Below are 20312 nucleotides of genomic sequence, written 5' to 3'. Positions count from 1 at the left end.
AGACCATCCCCGTCAACGAAATTCACTACCTAAGCCTCAGCAGCAACAGCCCCAACACAACAACGGCCGGCCACCCGCAAAGGGTGACCGGCCGCCGTCGTAATGTTCCGAGGGTTAGCCCTTGGCGGTAATTGCAGTCTGGATCTCAGCGTTGAGGTCGGACCTGCCGTCCCACTGCTTGCCGTCGATGAACACGGTGGGCGTACCGGTGACGCCGATCGCTGCAGCCTCCTGCGTGGCAACCTTTACCCACGGACGGAACTGCTTGCTGTCGATGCAGGAGTCGATGTTGGCAGCACCGATTTCGGTGGCCATCTTCTTGAGGTCGTTGTCAGAGATGCCTGCTCCGCCTTCAGCCGGCTGGCGCTCGAAGAGCAGGTTGAAGAATTCCGCGTACTTCTCGGGGGAAGAGTTGACTACGCAAGCAGCAGCGTTGGCTGCGCGGGAGGAGTAGTTGGTGGTGGACTGCCGGTCCAGGAAGCCAAGGGCGCGGTACTCCACGGAAATTTTGCCTTCGTTGCGAAGGTTCGTGAGTGACTCGCCGTAAGCGGTCTCGAACTGCTTGCAGACGGGGCAGATGAAGTCGATGTAGGCAATAACCTTGACGGGCTTGCCGGCCTCGGCCTCGCCACCCGGCACGGTCACCGTGGCCGGCTTGGTGTCAAGCGGAGCTGGGACATCTGCCACGTTGACGGTGGCAGGTTCGGACTTCACAACTTCAGTATTGGCCAGCAGCGTGATGCCGCCGTGGACGTTGCCGTTGGCCGGCGTGGGCCCCTGATCGGCCACGGGTGCGTTGTTCTGAGCATTTCCGATAACTACAAACGCAATCAAAGCGATGATGACAACCACGGCCACCACGATGCCCCAGCCGACAAGAAGCTTGTTGCGCTTCTCCTTCTTCAACTGTTCTTCGCGGATAGCGCGCGCTTTCTCCCGCGCCTGGGCGGTCTTTTCGGCCTTGGACAGGCGTGGTTCGTTTGCGGGGCTCATCAGTTCCTCGGGGTATTCGACGTCAAAGTGCATAGCTAGGGCAACGGGGTCAGTTTACGGGAGCAAACTTGAAGCTTTGCTCCACACCTCATGACCCGGTTGTTGAACGATCAACTGCCGGGGAAGATTCCGCTAGTAGGCTGGGAGTTGAGTCACAGCAACCCCAGGGAGCGTTAATGCAGGATTTGGCAAGCGAAAAACTCACTACCGAACAAAGCACCAAGGCTTCTCCAACCAAGAAGCCCACGGCGAGCACGTTCGATTTCATGGTGGTCTCCAACCGGCTGCCCGTAGATCGGTGCAGCAGCGACGGAAACGGCGACGGCGGAGATGGCTGGCGTCGTTCGCCCGGCGGCCTGGTCACAGCTCTCGCCCCGATGATGACAAAGTCCGACGGCGCGTGGGTAGGTTGGCATGGCGCCCCGGACGAGACTGTGCGCCCGTTCAGCCACGAAGGCATGGACCTGGTTCCGGTTCAGCTCAGCAGCCACGAAGTGGAGCTCTATTACGAGGGTTTCTCCAATGCGACCATCTGGCCGCTCTACCACGACGTCATCGCACCGCCGGAGTTCCACCGTACGTGGTGGGATTCATACCGCCAGGTCAACAAGAAATTCGCCGACGCCGTCATTCGCCACGCCGCCGACCGCGCCACCGTGTGGGTCCAGGACTACCAGCTCCAGTTGGTTCCGCGAATGCTCCGCGAGGCCCGGCCGGACCTGAAGATCGGCTTCTTCAACCACATCCCCTTCCCTCCTCCGGAAATTTTCGCGCAGCTCCCGTGGCGCCGGGAAATCATTGATGGCCTGCTGGGCGCCGACCTCCTGGGCTTCCAGCGTCCCAGTGACGCGGGCAACTTCATGCGCTCGGCGCGCCGGTTCCTGGGTGCCAGCGTCAAGCAGCAGCAGGTTCACGTGAAGGGCCCGGACGGCGAAGTCACTCACATCGCGCGGGCGCAGGCCTTCCCCATCTCGATCGACGTTGACCAGATCCGCGAGCTTGCGGCCAGGCCGGACATCATCGAGCGGGCCAAGCAGATCCGCAAGGACCTGGGCGATCCCAAGACCATTTTGTTGGGTGTTGACCGCCTGGATTACACCAAGGGAATCGGCCACCGTTTGAAGGCTTTCGAGGAACTCCTGCGCGAAGGCAGCATCAAGGTGGAAGATGCCACCCTCATCCAGGTGGCGAGCCCCAGCCGTGAACGCGTAGAGCAGTACAGGCTGCTGCGCGAGGAAATCGAGGGCACGGTCGGCCACATCAACGGCACTTACGACACCATCCAGAACACCGCCGTCCGCTACCTGCACCACAGCTATCCGGTGGAAGAAATGGTGGCGCTGTACCTCGCTGCGGATGTCATGCTGGTAACCGCCCTGCGCGATGGCATGAACCTGGTGGCGAAGGAGTATGTCACAGCCCGCTCGGAAGACGATGGCGCTTTGGTACTCAGTGAGTTCGCCGGTGCCGCCGATCAACTCAAGCAAGCACTCCTGATCAACCCGCACGACATCGACGGCCTCAAGTCGGCCATCCTGCGTGCCGTGAACCTCCCGCCCAAGGAGGCCCGCCGCCGCATGAAGCTGATGCGCAAGCAGATCCTGGACCACGACGTTGATCATTGGTCAGCCGAGTTCCTGGCTGCGTTGGAGGAAAAGGTGGTGCGTGATGACAGCTGAAAACCTCACCCTCTCACCGGAACTGTTGGACGCCGTCCGACGTATTTCCGGCACGGAGCACCTCCTGGTTGCCCTCGACTTCGACGGTACGCTGTCCCCTCTCGTCGACCACGCGGAGGACGCACGCCCCCTGCCCCGGTCCGCCGCTGCGCTGGATGCCCTGGCAAAACTGCCACGCACGACGACGGCCCTCATCTCGGGCCGCGCACTGGACAGTTTGCGGCTGGTCGCCTCGCCTCCGGTGGATACGCTGCTGATCGGCAGCCACGGCGCTGAGGTCTGGCTGGGTGAGGGATCATTGGGCCTTGAACTGGACGAAGATCAGCGGCTCAAGCTGGCCGCGGTCCGTGAGGTCCTTGCGGAAATCGTGAACATCGCTCCGGGGACGTTGCTCGAAGACAAGCCTGCCGGCGTCGTCCTCCACACGAGGATGGCCGACGACGACGTTGCGGAAGACGCCGTCGAGGCCGCGATGCGGGTGCTCCGCGAGCATCCAGGTGTCTACCTGAAGACGGGCAAGCGGGTGCTGGAGACGTCCGTAATCCATGCTTCCAAGGGTGAGGCCGTGGAGTTCCTCCGTCAGGCAACCGGCGCTACGGCCATCCTGTTCGCAGGCGACGATGTGACCGATGAGGATGCCCTGGGCCGCCTGATGGGCGACGACGTTGGCATAAAGGTGGGCCTGGACTTCACTCAAGCGCAGTACCGCGTGGAAGCGCCGGTGCACGTGGCGGAGCTGTTGGAAGCCCTGCTGCGGGAGCGTCGCCGGGTCACGGCTGAGGCCTGATCTGTGACGAACTCAACATGTGACATTCGTAACATTTAGGTAGTTAGTCAAAAAGTCTGACATACTCTTGGTTGTGATGTGACGCACAGTACCGTGCGGCGTCACGCGATCCTCCCCGGCCATTGGCCGGGGAGTTCAACTGAAGAAAATGAACCATTCACAACGGATCGTCCGGCACGTACCTGCCGGTGAAGGGATTGATAACTGTGGCTACAGTTACTTTTGATAACGCTACGCGTCTGTACCCGGGCACAGATAAGCCCGCCGTCGATAAGCTCAACATCGACATCGCCGATGGCGAATTCCTGGTCCTCGTTGGACCCTCCGGTTGCGGTAAGTCCACCTCGCTGCGCATGCTCGCAGGCCTTGAGGACGTCAACGCCGGCCGCATCCTGATCGGTGATCGTGACGTCACGGACGTCCCGCCGAAGGACCGCGACATCGCAATGGTCTTCCAGAACTACGCCCTGTACCCGCACATGACCGTTGCGGACAACATGGGCTTCGCCCTTAAGATCGCCGGCGTCTCCAAGGAAGAGCGTGCCGAGCGTGTCCGCGAAGCCGCCAAGCTTCTCGACCTTGAGCAGTACCTGGACCGCAAGCCGAAGGCCCTCTCCGGTGGTCAGCGCCAGCGTGTTGCCATGGGCCGTGCAATCGTTCGTAACCCGCAGGTCTTCCTCATGGATGAGCCGCTTTCAAACCTTGACGCCAAGCTCCGCGTCCAGACCCGTACGCAGATCGCATCCCTGACCCGTCGCCTCGGCGTCACCACGGTTTACGTGACGCACGACCAGGTCGAAGCAATGACCATGGGCGACCGTGTTGCAGTCCTGAAGGACGGCCTGCTGCAGCAGGTCGACACCCCGCGCAACCTCTATGACCGCCCGCAGAACGTCTTCGTTGCAGGCTTCATCGGCTCCCCGGCCATGAACCTGCTTGAACTGCCTGTAGTCGACGGCGGCGTGCAGTTCGGCGGAACGGTTTACCCCGTGCCGCGCGACGTCCTCGAAGAGGCGCACGGCCAGACCGTCACGGTCGGTTCCCGTCCGGAAGACCTCGAGACTGTCGGCAACGGCGAAGGCCTCCAGGTTGAGGTTGACGTTGTCGAAGAACTCGGCGCCGACGCCTACGTCTACGGCCACACCATCCTTGATGGCAAGAGCCACGACATCGTTGCACGCGTCGACGGTCGTCGCCCCCCGATGAAGGGCGAGTCCATCTTCGTTCGTCCGCAGTCCGGCCACGTGCACTTGTTCGACACGAAGACCGGCCTTCGCCTGGGCGACTAGTCCCCACCGGCGCTGACGCGTCTGTACGTCTGCATTGTGATAGCGGCCCGACCCCTCCCGGTCGGGCCGCTCTCGCGTTAACCTAACTCCTGTGAAAGAACGGCATGAACACTACAGATAACCTGATCCCACGGCCTTCGCACGTGGCGCTCCTGGATGGCCCGGCTTTCACCCTCACACTCACAGCACGGATCACCGCTGCCCACCTGGCGGTACCGGTCGCTGAGCAGCTCGCCACCGTGTTGCGCCGCGGCACCGGTTTTGGACTGCCGATAGTTGAGGACACCCGGCCAGGCGACATCACACTGGAGCTGGTGGAAGCGTTCGACGGCGGCGCGGAAGCTTACGCGATCAGCGTCACCGAGGGCGGGGTCAGGCTTACGGCCTCCACTGCCGCGGGACTTTTTAACGGAATCCAGACGCTTCGCCAGCTCTTACCGGCGGCCGTTGAGGGCGCTGACTCAAGCGAACACACCTGGGTGATTCCCGCCGTCGAAATTTTCGATACGCCTCGCTTCGCGTACCGCGGCCTCATGCTGGACGTTGCCCGCAACTTCTTCACAGTGGAGGAGGTGAAGGAGCAGATCGACGTCATGACGCAGTTCAAGCTGAACACCCTGCACCTGCACCTTACTGACGATCAAGCATGGCGGATCGAGATCCACGATCCCGGGTCTGCGCGCAACCCTTCCGGAATGCCCTACGCGAATCTCACCGCGGTGGGCGGCCGAGGAGCTGTCGAGGTCCACACGGCGATGCCTGCACGGGGCCGCGAAGGGTTTTACACTCAGCAGGACTTCAAGGACATCCAAGCCTACGCCGCCAGCAAGAACGTCCTGGTTGTCCCAGAGATCGATCTCCCGGGACACGTCAATTCCGCCCTCGCCGCCATTCCGCAGCTCAACCCGGACGGCGTCGCAAAAGCCATGAGAACCACCGCGGAGGTGGGCTGGTCAACCCTCAGCGCGAACTTGCCTGCCACCTACGAGTTCGTCCGGGAAGTCCTCGGCCAGCTCGCGGCCATCACGGTAGGCCCATACCTCCACATTGGCGGCGACGAAGCCCTGGTAACCGGCCACGACGAGTACGTCGAGATGGTGCAGCAGTTCGTCCGAATCGGCGCGGACACCGGAAAGTCCGTGGTGGGCTGGAACGAATTCGCCGCCGTCGAGCTTCCTGAAGGTTCCGTGATCCAGTACTGGCACGGCGATTTCGCTCCCGTGGTGCGGCAGGCTGGTGAGGGCGGTTCCAAGGTCATCATGTCCCCCGCAGCCAACAGCTACCTGGATCAGAAGTACAACGACAGCAGCCCCATCGGACTCCAGTGGGTTGAAGGAGGACCCTTCACCTGGGCCGAGTACTACAACTGGGATCCTGCCCAGGGCGGCCTGGAAGACCACAATATCCTCGGCGTCGAAGGCCCTCTCTGGACCGAGACGGTCCGAAACAACCAACAGGCCTACTGGCTCCTGTACCCGCGGCTGGTTTCGTTGGCGGAAGTTGCGTGGTCCGGTCAGGAAGCCCGGAACACCGGTGACTTCCGACGTCGGCTGGGCGCCTTGGGCGAGCGGCTCGCCAAGCAGGGTGTCACCTTCCAGGAAGCGCCCGACGTCGAATGGGCCGCCAAGCCGGACTGGCCGTTTACAACCCCGCCCTCCCAGTACGGAACAATTGAGGCATGAGCGAGCAAAACGAAGCCCAGTGGCACGACGAACCCACCGACTACGGGCAGATCGGAAAGCTCCCCCGAACCGAAGCCGCGAGTGCCCAGGACTCCGCACCTCCCGCGAGCGTCATCGGATCCCTGAACATCACGGCCGCTGCGGCAGATCCGGAGTTACTGGACCTCCCGTGGCACATCGCGTTGGAAGACTGGCCTGCCGAGAACCTTGCCGCACTCCCGCGTGGTATTTCCCGGCACATCGTCCGCTTCGCGCACTTGGGTGGCTCTGTGATCGCCATCAAGGAAACCTCTGAGCACGTTGCCCGCCACGAATACCACATGCTGCGGAAGCTGGCCCGGCTGGACGTCCCCTGTGTTGAGCCGGTTGCTGTCATTACGGGCAGGACCACCGCCGACGGCAAGCCACTGAACCCGGTACTGGTTACGCGGCACCTGAAGTTCTCCATGCCGTACCGTGCGCTGTTCTCCCAGATGCTGCGCAAGGACACCCTGACCAGGCTCATCGATGCCCAGGCGCTGCTGCTGGTGCGCCTGCACCTTGTGGGCTTCTACTGGGGTGACGTCTCACTGTCCAACACGTTGTTCCGCCGTGATGCCGGCGCCTTCGCCGCGTACCTGGTGGACGCCGAAACGGGCGAGCTCTACCCGGACCTGTCCATGGGCCAGCGCGAATACGACCTCGAAATCGCCCGGGTGAACATCGCCGGTGAACTGATGGACCTGCTGGACGGCGGGCTCATCGAAGAGAAGGTGGACCCCGTGGCCACCAGCGAGCTGATCATGGACAGCTACCGTCGACTCTGGACCGAGCTGACGGAAAAAGAGTCCTTCGAACTCGGCGAACGCTGGCGCGTGGCGGCCCGCATCCGTCGCCTCAACGAGCTCGGCTTCGATGTGGAGGAGTACGCCATCAAGACCACGGCGGACGGCTCCACCATCCAGCTCCAGCCCAAGGTGGTCGACGCCGGGCACCACCAGCGGCGGTTGCTGCGCCTCACCGGCTTGGACGCCCAGGAGAACCAGGCCCGCAGGCTCCTCAATGACATGGACCAGTTCCGGGCAGACAACAACCCGGACCTGGACGAGGAAATCAGCGCGCACATCTGGGTCAGCCAGATTTTCGAGCCCATTGTGCGGTCTATTCCACGGCACCTCGCTGGGAAACTGGAGCCCGCGGAAGTTGTCCATGAAGTGTTGGAACACCGCTGGTACATGAGCCAGAAGCAGGACAGGTACGTTCCCCTGGCGGAGACAGTGCAGTCCTACTTGGACACCGTGTTGCAGCACCGCCGCGACGAAGCTGCCATCATGCTGAACCCGGACACGGAGCTGCTCAAGATCCTTGAGGTCGAGGTGGAGGAATCCGGCCGGTACGACGAAGCGGACGAGTACCCGGACGCGGACGACTAGTGGAGTTTCCCGGGTTCCCGGTGTTAGGGCTTACTCGCCTCGTGCCGTGGGGGCATTATCCAACGGAGTCCACCACGTCATAGCCGGGGTAACCGTGAAGCGACGGCCCGTCACTTCGCTAGGTGTGATGCGGATGAACTGGTCCTTCTGGCCTGCTTCCCACGGGAACAGGAGGAGTCCGATGGTATCCAGCACGTCCTGCGTCAGCTTCACGGCCGACGCTTGCCCCTTAGCCACCACGCTCCATGCCACCCCTGTTTCGGCGTTGACGCCGTCGGCTTCGATGGCCACAGGCGCGTCGCCTAGTGCTGCATGAAGTTTGGTGCCTTCACCGGTCCTGAACACCATGGTCCCGTGATCAACCTTGTAATTCACGGGAAAGATGTCCGGGTGGTCATCCACCACAACTGCGAGTCTGCCCACTGAGACGCCGCGAAGGAGCTCCCAGCATTCGTTGGTTTCCAGGATTTCCGTGGCAGGTGTTTCCGGTTGTTGAGTCCCTGATGGTGAGTTCGTCATATCGCCGAGGATACGCCGCAGAGGTCCCACTCGACAGGCCCCCTCTTGGTTCCGGGCAGCCGGATCGGTCTTGTTTTCCCAACTAGGTAACAGTTCAGGTCGTTCTCAGCCCTGAGAACGACCTGAACTGTTACCTAGTTGGGTGAGGAGGGAACCTGCAGGACGCCCCCCGAAGACAGCCACTCCGGGAACGCGCCTAGATAGCCTTTCCCGGGTTCAGAATCCCTTGCGGGTCGAACAGATCCTTGATGCGCCGCTGCAGCTCCCTCACGGGCTCGGGCTGCTCCAGGCCGAGCCATCGCAGCTTGTATTGGCCCACGCCGTGCTCACCGGTGATGGTGCCGCCCATCTCGAGGCCTACCCGGATGGATTCATCCAACGCCGCGTTGAGCCGCTCCAAAGCAGCCGCATCAGTAGCAGGGTCCACACGTTCCATCCAGAACGTCGGGTGCAGGTTGCCGTCTCCTGCGTGCGCCACCACCTTTAGCATCACGCGGAATCGGGCGGCCATCGCTTCCAGTTCGGCAACAAAGTCCACCAACCTGGAGCGCGGGACGGCGATGTCCTCCCCCACCCTGAATTCGTCGTCCACTTCGACGCCGCGGCTGTTGCGTCGCATTTCCACCAGCATCTCGGCTTCGGCGCTGACTTCCGTGGTCACCGTGGCGCCGCCTTCAGCGAGGACCTGCCGGACGACGTCGGCCTCCGCTGCGGCACCGAAGCCATCGGTCTGGATCAGGAGCAGCGACTTACCGCGCGTCTGGAGGTCACCACCATGCATTTCATCCAACTGCACCAGAGTTCCGTTATCCAGCAGTTCCATGATGGCCGGCTGTACCCGGGCCCTGCCCACGGCGAGCACTCCGGCGGCCGCCCTGCGGAAGTCTTGGTAGAACGCAGCAATGGTGTGGACCTCTCGCGGCAGGTATTTCAGGCGGACAGTCACGCCCACCACAATTCCCAGCGTCCCTTCGGAGCCCACCAGCAGCGCGGTCAGGTCATAGCCTGCGACGCCTTTGAAAGTCTGATGGCCGGTATGCATCAGTGAGCCGTCGGCCATCACAACGTCCAGGGCCAGCACGGAATCGCGTGTTACGCCGTATTTGGCGCAGCGCAGTCCTCCGGCGTTGGTGGCAACGTTGCCGCCGATGGTGGACATTTTGTAGCTGGCGGGGTCGGGCGCATACATGAGACCGTGCTCTGCGGCGGCGGCGTTCAGATCGGCGTTGATGACGCCGGGTTCGACGACGGCGGTCTCGTCGTCGGGATTGAGGTCCAGGATGCGGTTCATCCGTTCCAAACTCAGGACAATGCAGCCTTGCGTCGCGTGTGCTCCCCCGGAGACGCCGGTCCCGGCACCCCGGGGAACGATCGGCACCTGATGGGCGGCGCAGCTGCGAACAATGTGTTGCACGTCTTCCACGGACTCGGCCCACACCACAGCCAGGGGCAGGTGCCTTTCCAGCAGTGGTCCTTGATCCACTGAGTACACGCTGAGGGTTTCTTCATCGTCAGTCACCTGCCCAGCACCAAGTCCAGCGGCAAGCTTCTCCAAGAAAATCCCCTCGATGGCAGGTGGCTGGGTGGCTTCCCCACGGCCCACCGTGCGTTCCTTGATGCTTTCCCCCGATGTTCCGGCGATGGCCGTTTCGTCCGACAAGGCTTTCCCTCCACATGAGCACCGCGGACACGCCAAACCGGCAGTCTTCGCAGTCTTTTCCTTGCCAGTCTAGCCAGCACCTGCATCGCCTGGGGTGCCCTCTAGCGCGTGGGAAGCCGGGTTCCGGGGATCGCCCAGATTCCTGCGGAGATACCTTCCGAGCGTAGGCAAACACCTTCGACGCCGGATGGACCGGCAGTTGCCGATGCCACCGTTCCGGAGTGGTGCAGTGGAGACAGTAGCAATGCCTTAAGCTGCGTGTCGCTGAGAACCGAATCGTCGAGCACCACCTCGGCATTGTCCCTCGAGACGAAGACCAGCACTGACGACTCCACAGTTTCCCGGACAAAGATCATGGCGTCGCCCTCTGCGTGCAGCCATCGCACGCCGCCCACAGTCAGCGCAGGCAGTTCCCTGCGGAGCCTCACGAGGCTTGCGTAGACGGATCGTAGGTCCTTCACCACACAATCCTTGACCACAGGAGCCTGCTCACCATCCGATCCCGACTCAGCCCACGGCATGGGAGTCCTGGAGTCCTCGCCGTTGAACCCCTCGAATCCAAACTCATCGCCGGCAAACAGCACCGGAAGTCCCGGCAAACAGAAGGTGAGCACCGCGCCCACTTCCGGGCCGCCGTCGACCATCACCGTGGCTGCACGTGCTGTGTCGTGCGTATTGAGGGCGTTCATGTTGTTTTGTCGCACACTCCAGCTAAATCCCGCTGCGAGGTCTTGGTGCGTCGCGAGGAAATCTTCAGCCGGAATCCTGTTAGGCCCGGACTGGGGCGAGCCGAAGAAGTTAACGTCAGGTGCGTCTTTGGCGAGCCAGGACCATAGCGGCCGGGTGAGATTCGAGTACGACATGGCACCCTGCCAGTGCTCACCCGTGACGTCGGGGGCGGCATCGGAGGTGGACTCAGCGAGCAGGGACGCGTTCGGGTTGATCTCACGCACGCGGTCAGCGATGAGCCGGGCAACTTCATGGTTGAGATCTATCGCGCCCAGACGACCCGTCATGTTGCCGACGTCGATCCTCCAGCCATCCAGATTGAACGGCGGCTTAAGCCAGCGGGCAACCACGGAATCGTCGTCCGTCACGAAACGCCGGCGGAGTGCTTCCGAGGACCAGTTGAATTTAGGTAGTGACGGGACTCCCCACCATGACTCATAGCTGGAATGGTCCGTGCTGAAGTAGTAGTAGCCTGCTTCCTCTGATCCCGGATCGGCGAGCGCTTTGACGAACCACTCGTGGGCAGCGCCGGAGTGGTTTGCAGTGAGATCCCCCATGACGCGGATGTCCCGCGCATTTGCGGCTTCAACCAAATCCACCAAGGCCTGGTCGCCGCCCAAGAGCGGATCCACGGAATCGAAGGTGGAAGCGTCGTAACGGTGGTTGGAACGTGCTGGGAAGAAGGGAGTCAGGTAAAGGACATCCACGCCCAGTTCCTTCAGGTGGTCCAGTTTGCCGGTGATCCCGGGAAGGTCTCCTCCATAAAACTGTGCGGAGGCTTGCTCGCCCGTTCCCACCACCGGGGTATCCCAGGAGCAAGCGATGGCCCAGTCCGGCGTGGGATGTCCGTCCGCTTGCGTGGATCGGGCGAACCGGTCCGGAAACACCTGGTACATGGTGCCCTTGCCCAGCCACTCCGGTGGCGGGGCGAACGCCGTCAGCCTGAAGTCTGCTGAATCGGAAACGTCCCGTGCGAACAGGCCTTGGGCGTTGAGGTTCCAGTACCGCCGCCCCACCGTACCTGCGGCTCTAACTGGAGCATCGTCGTCGTGTGATACGGAGACCTCCAGCAGGAAGCGGTACTTCGCCACCGGATTCGCCACGAGCATCGCCGCTTCCCACCATTCCCAGCCATCGGCAGTGCCCAGCCGGATGGCGGCGTCGTAACGGGGTTCACCGTCCTGGACAGAACGGACCCAGACTTTCGACGCCGGTCCCCACCCCGACGGGACACGCACACGGAGCCGGACGGTTTCGCCGAGGGACACGGACCCGGGTGAGTACAGCGCGGACCCATCGTGGTGGGGAAGGGCGATGGGCATCGTCAGCCTTTCACGGAGCCGGCAGTGAGGCCACTGACGATGTACTTTTGCAGGAAGAGGAACAGTGCCATGACGGGGATCGCGGCGATTACGGCACCGGCCGCGAAAACACCCCAGTTCTCGGATCGTTGCTGGGCGACATAGGAATAGAGGCCCACGGCGAGCGTCTGGCTGTCCGGGTCGGTCAGCACTACGCTGGCGATGACGAACTCGCTGGAAATGCCGATGAAGGCCAACAGACCAACCACCGCCAGAATGGGCGTGACCAGGCGCAGGATGATGCCGAAGAAGATCTGGACGTGGCTGGCACCATCAATCTTTGCGGCTTCATCCAGTGACTGCGGAACTGTGTTGAAGAACCCGTACATCAGGTAGGTGTTCACGCCCAGCGCGCCGCCAAGGTAGACCATGATGAGGCCCAGCTGACTGCCCAGGCCCAAAGCGGGAATGACCTGTGAGATTCCGCTGAGGAGCAGGAAGATCGCGACCACCGCCAACAGTTGCGGGAACATCTGCAGCAGGAGGAGGGTCAAGAGACCCATCCGGCGGCCCTTGAAGCGCATACGGGAGAATGCGTACGCGGCCATGGCGCCAAGGAAGACGGTAGCAGCGGACGTCACCGTACCCACCACCAGAGTGTTTACGAACCAGCGGCCGAAAGGTCGAGTGGGGTCGCTGAAGAGCGCCACGAAATTGCCCGTGTCGAACCTGGAAAACAGTCCGTTGGAACCCACAAGCGTGCCATTGGAATCCAAGGCAGCGGACAAAACATAGAGGAGCGGGAAGACGGCGAAGATCGTGGTGACGACGCCCACCACATGCCGCCAGCCTTTGTCCTTGAACCAGACCCCAAAGGGACGGCGCTTGGGAGCCAGCGGCGAGGGGCCGCCGTCGAACGTCTTTTCCTTGCTGGAGGCGAGTGTGCGTACGCTCATCAGTTCACGTCCTCGAGTGCTTTGGTCTGCTTGAAGCTGATGGCCGAAATGGTGGCCACGATGATGAAGATGATGATGGCGAGCGCGCTGGCCAGGCCGTAATCGCGCCCGGTTCCCTGGCCGAATGCAACCTTGTACACCAGCGTGATGAGGATGTCTGTGGCGCCGATATCGCGGTCAGTGTCCGCGAAGCGCGGCCCACCGCCGGTGAGCATGTAGATGACGTTGAAGTTGTTGAAGTTGAAGGCGAAGGAGGAGATCAACAGCGGTGCCACGGATACCAGCAACAGTGGCAATTTGATGGAACGGAACACCCGCCAAGCTGAGGCTCCGTCCATTCGGGCTGCCTCATCGATTTCAGATGGCAGGGATTGCAGGGCGCCGGTGCAGACCAGGAACATGTACGGGAACCCAAGCCACACATTGACCACAAGCACGCTGATTTTGGCCAGGACCGGGTCCGTAAGCCAGCCGATGTTCGCGCCGCCGAGCAATGTTTGGTTCAGCCAGCCGAACTCGGGGTTGAGGATGCCGGACCACACCAGGCCGGACAGGAAGGCGGGGAAAGCGTAGGGCAGGATCATCAGGATCCGGTAAGCCTTCTTACCGCGGAGGTCCTCACGGTTGAACGTCATGGCCAGGAAGAGGCCCATCACAAAGGTGAGGGCGACGGATGCGATGGAGAACGTGAACGTCCAGAGGATCACGCCCAGCAGCGGTCCGCGAAGGCTGGGATCTGTGAAGGCCCGGACGAAGTTGTCCATCCCGACATCGATTTTCCAGCCGGTAGCCAAGGTCTCTCCGTTGGCATCAGCAAACGCGCCCTTGCCGTTGTCGCGGTATTCCGTGCCGGTTTCGGTGTCCACGAAGGTATCCGTAGCGGCGTCGTAGTTGAGCGCCGGTTTGAACTGATAAGCCGTGCTGCCGTCGGCTGTGCGCAACGTTCCATCGGCGGGATCCTCCGAAACCGGGACTGTGACCTTCAGGATCTCCTGCTGGTTGGCCACGATCTCCTGGAACTTCAGTGTCTGGTAGCCCGGCAAGGAGTTGGCCTTGCCCGTTGAGTCTTTGCCGGCGTCCGGGGCTTCGGCGAGCGGATCTTCGCTACTGCCGAATTGCGCCTTCCCTGCCGGATCGGTGAACAGCAGATAGAACTCGTTGTCCTTGGTCAGCACGGAAGCCTTGTACGCAGGCGAATCCGGGACGCGTTTCTGCGCTGTCAGCTGGATGGCCGAAATGGCATCGTCCTTAGTGCTGTTGTGCCCGTCTCCGTAGTTGGTAAAGGCGATGTAGCCGCTGAACACCACCACCAGGACTTGGAACACCAGCAGGAACAGCACCCCAGGAGCCAAGTATTTGGCCGGGAGCCCGCCCTTTCGGAGGTAGATCCAGTTAATCGCCAGAACCACCAGGGACGACACCGCCAGTGCCGCCCACGACTGGCTGAGGAAAAGCATCATCAGGACGTACACCGCGAAGGCGTCCACAAGTCCCAGCAGGACAACTTTGAGGATGGTGCCCTTGAGGGAATCCGGATGGCGTGCGGGCTTGGCTGGGCGCGCGGGTTTGGCTTGACGTCGGGCGCTGCTGACAGCCTCAGCCGGGGCCGCTTGGCCTTGGCTGGAGGGCAGTTCGCGGAGATCTGGTTTTGGCATTGTGGATCCTTGGGTGAAGCGGTTGGCGGCAGGCAGGGCCGGGCGGTGGAGTGCCGCCCGGCCCGGGGCAGACCGGTGGAGTTATCCGGTTGTGGTGTTAGCCGCCGATCTTGGACTTGATGCTGTCGGCCATCTTGGTCCAGGCCTCGGCCGGGTCGCCTTGGCCCTTGATGATGGCCAGCTCAGTGGCACCCCAGTCGGCCCACACCGCGCTCATTTCCGGGATGGCCGGCATGGGAACACCGGTGGCACCGATCTTGCCGAACGCCTCAACCACGGGGTCGCTGGCCGCCTTCTCGAACGACGCCTTGAGGGCCGGGGGCCGTCCTCCTGCTGCATACATGGAGTCCTGCGCCGCCTCGGAGGTGAGGTAGTTGGTGACGAACTCGTTGGTGGCCAAGGCATTGGCACTCTTGGCGCTGATGAAGAAGCCGTTGACGCCGATGAACGGCTGGGCGGGCTCGTTGCCCGCGGTGGGCAGCTCATCTACGGAGAACTTGATGCCCTTCTTCTGGACATCCGGAACGTTCCACGGGCCCGTCACGAAGTACGGGGATTCGCCGGCCAGGAACTTCTCCTTGGCAATGTCACCCGTGATGTTGGAGTTGATGATCTTCTCGCCGGCGTCGCCCCAGGCAGCCAGCTTCTTGGCGAATTCGACGCCGGCAGCGTCACCGATGAGGAGCTGCTTGGGATCATATTCGCCGTCGGCGTTCTTACCGAACACCTGTGAACCCATGGAGGACTGCAGCGGGTACAGGTGGTATGGGTCGCCCTGCTTCGGGTCCATGCCCACCAGGAATGGGAAAGTGGCTTTGCCGTCTGCCACGGCTTTCTTACCGTTGGCCACTACTTCGTCCAAGGTGGCAGCTTTGCTGTCCACGATGCTGGTGTTGCGCAGCAGGGCAATGTTTTCGATGGCGTAAGGGACGCCGTAGACAGCGCCGTTGTAGGTCATGGCTTTGAGGGAAGAATCCTGGAACTGTCCGGCTTTGTCTCCCAGCTCGACAGGTGCGATCACGCCGTTCTGGACGAACTTTCCAATCCAGTCATGGGGTCCGACAATCAAGTCCGGCCCCTGCCCGGTTGGCACCTGGGTGATGAAGTCGTCGCGCACAGCGGCAAAGTCCTTGACCACGAGCTTCACCTCGATGCCGGTATCGGACTTGAACTTCTCTGTGATGTCCTTCAATGCCGGGGAACGCTCGGCGTCCACCCACATGGTGATAACACCAGCTCCTGCGGCCTTAAGGTCCGGTTTTGCAGCTTCCGAGCTCGGCGCGGTGGAGGCGCTTCCACCGCACGCACTCAGTGCAAAGGCTGCGGCCACCGAGAGCGCCCCGGTGGCGAAAATGCGCCGGGTGGTGTGAGTCGCGAGGGTATTGTGCACCTTCATTGGTGTCCCTTTCGTTCTTTTGCTTCGGCGGCAAGGGGTCTAGGACCCGTCGCTTCGCCGGTGACATGGCTCACAACTGCAAGCGCTTCCACACACTACAGGGGAAGCAGCATATTTGAAAAGCCCACCCCACCTGGGTGCCGCAAAGACAGCACCCTTAGGACTGGAAACGTTTACAATCTTCCGGATTCTCTTCTACGATGTGTTCATGTCCGTTGATTCCCTGCTCTCGGTTGCGAGCCCCGAGCCCACTACTGTTTTCACGCATGTGACCCCGATCCACGACGCCTCAACGGCGCACGGATGGTGGCGTTCCGCTGTGATCTACCAGATCTATCCGCGATCCTTCCGGGACCTCAACGGTGACGGCATAGGAGACCTGGCGGGCATCACCGCCGAACTACCACAGTTGGCGGCATTGGGAGTCGACGCCGTGTGGCTCTCCCCCTTCTATCGATCACCTCAGCGGGATGCAGGATACGACGTCAGCGACTACTGCGACGTCGACCCCCTCTTCGGCACCCTGCACCACTTCGACGCCCTCATCGCAGAGGCCAACAGGCTCAACCTGCGCGTCATCGCGGACCTCGTCCCCAACCACTGTTCCGACCAGCACGTCGCTTTCCAGGCAGCATTGATTGCGGGGCCGAACAGTGCAGAACGGGACATGTTCATCTTCCGGGACGGCCTGGGACCTGACGGCAACGAGCCACCCAACAACTGGCAATCGCACTTCGGTGGCCCAGCATGGACACGCATCATCGAATCCAACGGTCAGCCCGGTCAGTGGTTCCTGCACCTCTTCGACTCTTCACAGCCGGACTTCAATTGGGACAACCCAGCCGTCCACGCCGAGTTTGAACGCGTCCTACGCTTCTGGCTGGACCGCGGCATCTCCGGCTTCCGGGTGGACGTTGCCCATGCGCTGGTCAAGGCTGCCGGCCTCCCCAACTGGGGTGGGCGTGCAGACGGCAACAGCACCGACGGCTTCCCGGGCCAGGACGCTCCCATGTTCGGCCAGCCGGCCTTGCACGATATCTACCGCCGGTGGCGGTCCATCCTGGAAGAGTACGGACCGGACCGCATCCTTTGCGCTGAAGCGAACGTCGACCCGCTCCCCCGTCTGGCGCAATGGGTCCGCCCCGACGAAATGCACCAGGCCTTCAACTTCCCTTACCTGCACGCAGGATTGGACGTGAACCGCCTCCGCCACATCATCACGGACTCGCTGGTCTCACTGGACGCCGTAGGTGCCCCGAGCACCTGGGTGTTGTCCAACCACGATGTCGTAAGGCACGTGTCCCGTTTCGGCTATGACGGACCAGGGCCCCGCGACGGTGACGGCATTGGGCCTGATGACGTTCAGCCCAATGAAGAACTCGGACGACGACGCGCTGCCGCGGCCACCATGTTCATGCTTGGTCTCCCGGGCGGCGCCTACCTTTACCAGGGCGAAGAGCTGGGCCTGCCCGATTCTTCCAGCATCCCAGGCAGCCTGCGCCAGGACCCCACGTTCGCCCGCACCGGCGGAGCCCGCATTGGCCGCGATGGCTGCCGCGTGCCGCTCCCTTGGCGTTCCTCCGAACCACACTCCGGGTTCGGCAACGGCATGGACCCTTGGTTGCCCCAGCCAGAGTCCTGGCCCGCGCTGGCAAGGGATAAGCAAGAGTCAGATCCGGCGTCGCACCTTAACCTGTACCGCCGGATGCTCGCCCTCCGGGCCACGCACCGGCTCGGCGAGGGCTCCCTCGCCTGGGTGGAGGACTACTGCAGTGAGACCTCTCTCGCCTACCTCAACGGCAACACCCTGGTGATCATGAACGTCGGGGCTGAGGCCATGCCACTTCCGGCCGGCGAAACGATCCTGCGGAGCTCCGCTGGAGAAGGCAGCGATTTACCAGGCGCTGATCTACCAGGCGTGGATCTACTAGGCTCGGGGGAGACAATCTGGCTCACAGCCAGCTAACTTTTCCCCCAAGGAGCAGCATGACCGGCATCAAGGACGTAGCCGAGCGAGCAGGGCTGTCCGTTGCCACGGTCTCACGGGCGCTGAGCGGGAAGGGCAACGTCTCTCCCACAAGCCGCGAACGTGCCCGTGCCGCAGCTGCGGAGTTGGGATTCGTGCTTTCCTACCATGCGTCGAGCCTGGCCTCCGGGCGCACGCACAATGTCGGCTTGGTGGTGCCCTCGGTCCACCGCTGGTTCTTCTCAGCGGTGATCGAGGGCGCCTCAGCCGCGTTGTTGGAGGCTGGCTACGATCTCACCCTCTATAACATCGGTGAAAACCCCGCGCACCGGCAGAGCGTCTTCAGCGACTTCCTGCTTCGCAAGCGGGTGGATGCGGTCATTGCAGTATCCCTGGAGCTCAGCGAAGACGAAATCGAGCAGCTTCACGCAGTGCACCGCCCCATAGTAGGTATCGGTGGCCCCTTGCCAGGGGCTTCCACCATCAGGATCGACGACTCCGGGATCGCGCACAAAGCCACCAACCACTTACTGGGTCTGGGCCACACCAAGATAGCGCACATCACCGGCCATGAAGCCTATGACCAAGACTTCCACCTGCCGGGAACCCGCCGCAGCGGTTTTGAAAAGGCAATGAACGACGCCGGCTGCCCGGTCAGGCCCGAATGGATAGTTTCTGCGGACTTCACCATAGAAGGCGCCTACGGGGCCGCGCGGCAATTGCTGGCCAGCGCACCTGAGCGTCCTACGGCCGTTTTCGCAGCGTCGGACGAAATGGCAATCGGCACTATCCTGGCCGCCCGGGACTTCGGCTTGCGCATCCCTGACGATCTCTCGGTCATGGGCATCGACGGGCACGACCTGGGCAATGTCCTTGGCCTGACCACCATCGACCAGGACGCCAAGGGGCAGGGGGCATTGGCCGTGCGCACCCTGCTGGGTGCGATCAACAATGGACTGGTTCTGGAACCTGCAGACACGGAGCACCCAACCAAGCTGGTGGTACGGACGAGTACCGCAGTGCCCAGGCCCGGCGCCTCCTAGCAGCCCCTTAGGGCGGCGGCCGTTCCATCACGAGCTCCAGCTTTGACGTGTCCTGCGGATAAGGCCGGCTAGCACCCGTTGTCTCGAATCCGTGACGCCTGTAGAACGCAAGCGCCCTTGAGTTGTCCTCATGCACCCCAAGCTCAATGCTTTCCGCTGCCAGTTCTTCCGCTGCGGTCCTGCACGCCTCGTTCAGGAGCTCGTCAGCCAGTCCCAGCCCGCGATGCTCGGGGGCGACATACACGCTGATCAGCATAGCCTGCAGCGGTTTCTCCGGGCTCTGGGGATGTTTGACCACCACGCGCATCAGACCGCAGAATTTGCTGCCGTCTTCGCCACCATCGGCAACCAGGGTGACACTGGCGTCCCCGGACATCGCGGCAGCTCGCTCCTGCCACTGGGTGTCCGTTTGCCGGCGCGCAGCATCCAAGCTTTCCACGTAGGCCATGGGCGTATCTCTGAGCATCTCCAGGCGGACGGCCCTCAACAGGGCCCAATCTTTCGCGTGGAGCCTGCGGATCCTAGGCAACTGCTCCGCCCATGAATCTCACGTAGCGCTCAAGGACACGGGGCCAACCCTCGGCGTAGGACGCGCGCGAGGCCGCGGGGTCTTCGGCGCCCTCCCAACCGTCGTGGACCAAGCGAACCTCAGTGCCCTCTTCCACGGCCCGGAACGATACACGGATCTCGGTGGACCACAGGGGTGTGCTCGCGGGATACCAGCTGGCGTGGAAGGACAATGGCGGCTGCCAATCGTCGATGGTTCCCCACACGGAGGTACGTCCATCCTCGGCCGTCTCGAGGATCAGGTTCTCTTCGAACTCAACATGTGATCCCTCGCCGAACACGCTCTCCTGTTCAAGCGGCCACCAAAGATGCGGGTGATCCGTGAATCCTTGAAAGGCATGAGAGACGTTGGTGGGGACCACGACGGTGATGATGAAGGGCTCCAAAGCATCGTTGTCCTGCTGGGACGGCTCGGGCTCCGACTCGGGGTGGCTGAAGAGGTTTTCCATGACCACCAACTCTACCGGGGGCAGGAGGCACACACTTGGGTTAATGAGGAGTGTTAAATGCAAAGAGCCCCGACCGTGATGGTCGGGGCTCTTTTCAAATTATGTCCGGCGGTGTCCTACTCTCCCACACCCTCCCGGGTGCAGTACCATCGGCGCTGTGGGTCTTAGCTTCCGGGTTCGGAATGGGACCGGGCGTTTCCCCCACGCTATGACCGCCGTAACCTTGTTA

Annotated in this window: 16 protein-coding genes and 1 rRNA gene; 7 read left to right on the top strand and 10 right to left on the bottom strand. The window is 62.3% G+C overall.

Annotated features, from left to right (window positions below; translation table 11 throughout):
• Positions 1-114: 114 nt before the first annotated feature.
• Entirely contained in the window at positions 115-993 is an 879-nt protein-coding gene (locus RIF72_RS16070; RefSeq protein ID WP_309075840.1) for a thioredoxin domain-containing protein, read from the bottom strand.
• Between the two features lie 176 nt (positions 994-1169).
• Between RIF72_RS16070 and RIF72_RS16065 the strand changes: the two genes are divergently transcribed.
• The 5 genes from RIF72_RS16065 to RIF72_RS16045 all read left to right on the top strand — a co-directional run bounded on the left by RIF72_RS16065 (position 1170) and on the right by RIF72_RS16045 (position 7842).
• The gene (locus RIF72_RS16065; protein ID WP_309075839.1) at positions 1170-2672 is read left to right on the top strand and encodes a trehalose-6-phosphate synthase; all 1503 of its coding nucleotides are present in this window, start codon (positions 1170-1172) and stop codon (positions 2670-2672) included.
• The gene (gene otsB / locus RIF72_RS16060) at positions 2662-3459 is read left to right on the top strand and encodes a trehalose-phosphatase (protein ID WP_309075838.1); all 798 of its coding nucleotides are present in this window, start codon (positions 2662-2664) and stop codon (positions 3457-3459) included. Before RIF72_RS16065 ends, otsB begins: the two co-directional genes overlap by 11 nt.
• 206 nt (positions 3460-3665) lie before the next feature.
• Positions 3666-4748 carry an ABC transporter ATP-binding protein gene (locus tag RIF72_RS16055; protein WP_017199921.1) on the top strand — a complete coding sequence of 361 codons (1083 nt, stop codon included), beginning with the start codon at positions 3666-3668 and terminating at the stop codon, positions 4746-4748.
• Positions 4749-4852: 104 nt separating this feature from the next.
• Positions 4853-6430: a beta-N-acetylhexosaminidase gene (locus RIF72_RS16050; RefSeq protein ID WP_309075837.1), complete on the top strand. Its 1578-nt coding sequence runs from the start codon at positions 4853-4855 to the stop codon at positions 6428-6430.
• Positions 6427-7842 carry a DUF4032 domain-containing protein gene (locus tag RIF72_RS16045; RefSeq protein ID WP_309075836.1) on the top strand — a complete coding sequence of 472 codons (1416 nt, stop codon included), beginning with the start codon at positions 6427-6429 and terminating at the stop codon, positions 7840-7842. Before RIF72_RS16050 ends, RIF72_RS16045 begins: the two co-directional genes overlap by 4 nt.
• Positions 7843-7872: 30 nt before the next feature.
• Here RIF72_RS16045 and RIF72_RS16040 read toward each other — a convergent pair whose 3' ends face one another.
• The 6 genes from RIF72_RS16040 to RIF72_RS16015 form a co-directional block, all read right to left on the bottom strand.
• The gene (locus tag RIF72_RS16040; protein ID WP_309075835.1) at positions 7873-8361 is read right to left on the bottom strand and encodes a pyridoxamine 5'-phosphate oxidase family protein; all 489 of its coding nucleotides are present in this window, start codon (positions 8359-8361) and stop codon (positions 7873-7875) included.
• A 196-nt stretch (positions 8362-8557) separates the two neighbouring features.
• Positions 8558-10021 carry an FAD-binding oxidoreductase gene (locus tag RIF72_RS16035; protein ID WP_309075834.1) on the bottom strand — a complete coding sequence of 488 codons (1464 nt, stop codon included), beginning with the start codon at positions 10019-10021 and terminating at the stop codon, positions 8558-8560.
• Between the two features lie 101 nt (positions 10022-10122).
• Positions 10123-12072: a glycoside hydrolase family 13 protein gene (locus RIF72_RS16030; RefSeq protein ID WP_309075833.1), complete on the bottom strand. Its 1950-nt coding sequence runs from the start codon at positions 12070-12072 to the stop codon at positions 10123-10125.
• Between the two features lie 2 nt (positions 12073-12074).
• Entirely contained in the window at positions 12075-13007 is a 933-nt protein-coding gene (locus RIF72_RS16025; protein WP_309075832.1) for a sugar ABC transporter permease, read from the bottom strand.
• Complete coding sequence (locus tag RIF72_RS16020; RefSeq protein ID WP_309075831.1) at positions 13007-14662, bottom strand: ABC transporter permease subunit; 1656 nt, start codon at positions 14660-14662, stop codon at positions 13007-13009. The genes RIF72_RS16025 and RIF72_RS16020 overlap by 1 nt, the downstream gene beginning before the upstream one ends.
• 97 nt (positions 14663-14759) lie before the next feature.
• The gene (locus tag RIF72_RS16015) at positions 14760-16058 is read right to left on the bottom strand and encodes a maltose ABC transporter substrate-binding protein (protein ID WP_309075830.1); all 1299 of its coding nucleotides are present in this window, start codon (positions 16056-16058) and stop codon (positions 14760-14762) included.
• Between the two features lie 208 nt (positions 16059-16266).
• Here RIF72_RS16015 and RIF72_RS16010 point away from each other — a divergent pair, with 208 nt between their 5' ends.
• Together RIF72_RS16010 and RIF72_RS16005 are read left to right on the top strand one after the other, a co-directional pair.
• A complete protein-coding gene (locus RIF72_RS16010) occupies positions 16267-18024 on the top strand; it encodes a glycoside hydrolase family 13 protein (protein ID WP_309075829.1) in 1758 nt (585 codons plus the stop codon).
• A 20-nt stretch (positions 18025-18044) separates the two neighbouring features.
• Complete coding sequence (locus tag RIF72_RS16005; RefSeq protein WP_309075828.1) at positions 18045-19067, top strand: LacI family DNA-binding transcriptional regulator; 1023 nt, start codon at positions 18045-18047, stop codon at positions 19065-19067.
• Between the two features lie 7 nt (positions 19068-19074).
• Here the strand turns inward: RIF72_RS16005 and RIF72_RS16000 are convergent, their stop codons facing one another.
• The 3 genes from RIF72_RS16000 to rrf all read right to left on the bottom strand — a co-directional run bounded on the left by RIF72_RS16000 (position 19075) and on the right by rrf (position 20303).
• The gene (locus RIF72_RS16000; protein ID WP_375164240.1) at positions 19075-19596 is read right to left on the bottom strand and encodes a GNAT family N-acetyltransferase; all 522 of its coding nucleotides are present in this window, start codon (positions 19594-19596) and stop codon (positions 19075-19077) included.
• A complete protein-coding gene (locus RIF72_RS15995; RefSeq protein WP_309075827.1) occupies positions 19589-20083 on the bottom strand; it encodes an SRPBCC domain-containing protein in 495 nt (164 codons plus the stop codon). Before RIF72_RS15995 ends, RIF72_RS16000 begins: the two co-directional genes overlap by 8 nt.
• A gap of 103 nt (positions 20084-20186) precedes the next feature.
• Positions 20187-20303, bottom strand: a 5S ribosomal RNA gene (gene rrf / locus RIF72_RS15990).
• Positions 20304-20312 lie beyond the last annotated feature (9 nt).

The sequence above is a fragment of the Paenarthrobacter sp. genome (assembly GCF_031180005.1).
GTDB lineage: Bacteria > Actinomycetota > Actinomycetes > Actinomycetales > Micrococcaceae > Arthrobacter.
The sequence above is the reverse complement of the archived record's forward strand: the minus strand, read 5'-3'. Positions and strand labels throughout refer to the sequence as shown.

Coding starts and splice junctions, on each gene's coding strand:
- RIF72_RS16005 (WP_309075828.1), top strand. CDS start 18,045: ATGACCGGCATCAAGGACGTAGCCGAGCGAGCAGGGCTGTCCGTTGCC.
- RIF72_RS16040 (WP_309075835.1), bottom strand. CDS start 8,361: ATGACGAACTCACCATCAGGGACTCAACAACCGGAAACACCTGCCACG.
- RIF72_RS16065 (WP_309075839.1), top strand. CDS start 1,170: ATGCAGGATTTGGCAAGCGAAAAACTCACTACCGAACAAAGCACCAAG.
- RIF72_RS15995 (WP_309075827.1), bottom strand. CDS start 20,083: ATGGAAAACCTCTTCAGCCACCCCGAGTCGGAGCCCGAGCCGTCCCAG.
- RIF72_RS16020 (WP_309075831.1), bottom strand. CDS start 14,662: ATGCCAAAACCAGATCTCCGCGAACTGCCCTCCAGCCAAGGCCAAGCG.
- RIF72_RS16025 (WP_309075832.1), bottom strand. CDS start 13,007: ATGAGCGTACGCACACTCGCCTCCAGCAAGGAAAAGACGTTCGACGGC.
- RIF72_RS16070 (WP_309075840.1), bottom strand. CDS start 993: ATGAGCCCCGCAAACGAACCACGCCTGTCCAAGGCCGAAAAGACCGCC.
- RIF72_RS16050 (WP_309075837.1), top strand. CDS start 4,853: ATGAACACTACAGATAACCTGATCCCACGGCCTTCGCACGTGGCGCTC.
- RIF72_RS16010 (WP_309075829.1), top strand. CDS start 16,267: ATGTCCGTTGATTCCCTGCTCTCGGTTGCGAGCCCCGAGCCCACTACT.
- RIF72_RS16015 (WP_309075830.1), bottom strand. CDS start 16,058: ATGAAGGTGCACAATACCCTCGCGACTCACACCACCCGGCGCATTTTC.
- RIF72_RS16045 (WP_309075836.1), top strand. CDS start 6,427: ATGAGCGAGCAAAACGAAGCCCAGTGGCACGACGAACCCACCGACTAC.
- otsB (WP_309075838.1), top strand. CDS start 2,662: ATGACAGCTGAAAACCTCACCCTCTCACCGGAACTGTTGGACGCCGTC.
- RIF72_RS16030 (WP_309075833.1), bottom strand. CDS start 12,072: ATGCCCATCGCCCTTCCCCACCACGATGGGTCCGCGCTGTACTCACCC.